The organism is Okeania sp. (assembly GCF_983059655.1).
The window spans coordinates 1-2,246 of record NZ_CEZPJD010001052.1 but is presented as its reverse complement, the minus strand read 5'-3'; the positions used below and the strand labels follow the sequence as shown (position 1 = coordinate 2,246).

Genomic DNA, 2,246 nt, shown 5'->3' with positions numbered 1-2,246 from the left:
ATTATCCATTATCCATTATCCATTATCCATTATTGAACGCTTTCTAATATTTCTAATAACTGCGCTTCACTCAATTGTTCGATCCCTAACTTTTCAGCCTTCTGTAATTTAGAACCTGGATCTTTTCCCACTACAACAAAATTAGTTTTAGAACTCACTGTACTTGTCACCTTACCGCCAGCAGTTTCAATCAAACTCTTTGCCTCATCCCGCTTCAAGGTTGGTAAAGTTCCAGTTAGCACAAAAGTTTTGCCTGATAAAAATGCACTTTGCTCTTTTTCCACATTGCTTGTATCTTCTCTTACCTCCGTAGTCACTCCAGCATTATTCAGACGTTTCACCAATTCTTGATTAGCTGATACCTGAAACCACTGTTCAATTGATTGAGCAATTTCTGGACCAATTCCATAAACTGCTTCAATATCTGTCGCTTTTGCTTGTGCCAACTGTCCTACACTGGAAAACTTCTGAGTTAATAACTCTGCATTTACACTACCCACATGACGAATACCTAAACCATAAAGCACCCGCGCCCAAGATTTTGTTTTGGAAGTAGCGATCGCATCCACCAATTTACTGGCAGATTTTTGTCCCATGCGTTCGAGGGAAGTCAAACTTTCGACATTCAAATCATATAGATCGGCTACTGACTCAACTAAACCACTATTTACCAACTGCTGTACTAATTTTTCCCCTAAACCATTAATATCCAGAGTGCCTCTAGAGGCCCAATGTACCAAGGAACCCCGAACAATAGCAGGACATGAAGCATTGATACACCTAGTTACTGCCTCATTGGTAGGTTTGACCACAGGTTGACCGCATTCTGGACAGTTGGTAGGCATTTGAAATAGTTGGGCATTTGTGGGGCGTAGTTCTGGCAAAACTCGTACTACTTCTGGAATAATTTCTCCTGCTTTGCGGACTATTACTGTGTCACCAATATGTAGATTTAGTTCCGCGAGGCGATCGCTATTATGTAGGGAAGCTCTTTGTACGGTTGTACCTGCTAACTGGACAGATTTTAATTCTGCCACGGGAGTGAGTGCCCCAGTGCGGCCTACTTGAATTGTGACTGCTTCAACAATAGTCGGGACTTCTTCGGCAGGATATTTAAGAGCGATCGCCCACCGAGGAAATTTTTGAGTAAATCCTAATTTTTCTTGTAGTGGTAAAGAATTAAGTTTAACTACAACTCCATCGGTTAAATAGGGTAAATTTTTTCGTTCGGTATCCCAATATTGATAGTATTTTTGAACTTCATTTAAAGATGAGCAAATTTGACGATGAGGATTAACTTTAAAACCTAATTTTTGTAGTAATTCTAAATATTGCCATTGAGTAGAAAGTTGAGATAATTCTGAGTTAATTTCAGATTTTATATAAAGTGTATAAGCGAAAAAATCTAGTCGGCGTTGAGCAACTATTTTTGAATCTAATTGTCGCAAAGTACCTGCTGCTGAATTACGGGGATTAGCAAATGGTGGTTCACCAATTTTTTCTCTTTCTGCATTGATACTTTCAAATACATTAATTGATAAAAAAGCCTCACCTCGAACTTCTATGATTGAGGGTGAATTATCTATTTTTAGTTTTAAGGGAATACTTTTAATTGTTTTGACATTTTGAGTAATATCTTCTCCTGTAATTCCATCTCCACGAGTAGCACCTCTGACTAATAAACCATTTTCATAAGTTAGAGCTAAAGCAGAACCATCAATTTTTAGTTCACAAACATAATCTACTTTATCAGCATGGGGATCAATTTTTATTTGACGTTGCCAACGTTCTTGCCAGTTTTTTAGTTCTTCAATATTAAAAGCATTTTCTAGACTATAAAGAGGAATATTATGCTCAATTGATATAAATTTAGTTGCTGGTTTTTCTCCCACTCTTTGGGTAGGGCTATCTGGAACTATTAATTGAGGATATTGGGTTTCTAATTCTTGTAATTCTCGAATGAGGCGATCGTAAACAGTATCTTCCATAATAGGGTCATCAAGAACATAGTAAGCATAGCCAGCCTCTTGAAGTTTATACCTCAATTGTTGAGCGCGCTGCTCTAATTCTGGTGTTAACTTTGCCATGTTTTTTTCTCCTTTTTAGGGAATAGGGAACAGGGAACAGGGAACAGGGAACAGGGAAAAATTTATCAGAATCATGTCCGGATAATTAGTAATTAGGGTTTGCTGAAAAAGTCTTTTTAAGGAGTAGGGGAGTAGGGGAGAATTTTTTTGCCCAACTAT

Annotated in this window: 1 protein-coding gene; it reads right to left on the bottom strand. The window is 37.8% G+C overall.

Features of this window, described 5'->3' with window-relative positions; translation table 11 throughout:
- Positions 1 to 29: 29 nt before the first annotated feature.
- Positions 30 to 2,087, bottom strand: a complete 2,058-nt coding sequence (ligA, locus tag AC3DU7_RS31660; RefSeq protein ID WP_488043196.1) for an NAD-dependent DNA ligase LigA — start codon at positions 2,085 to 2,087, stop codon at positions 30 to 32.
- Positions 2,088 to 2,246: the final 159 nt, after the last annotated feature.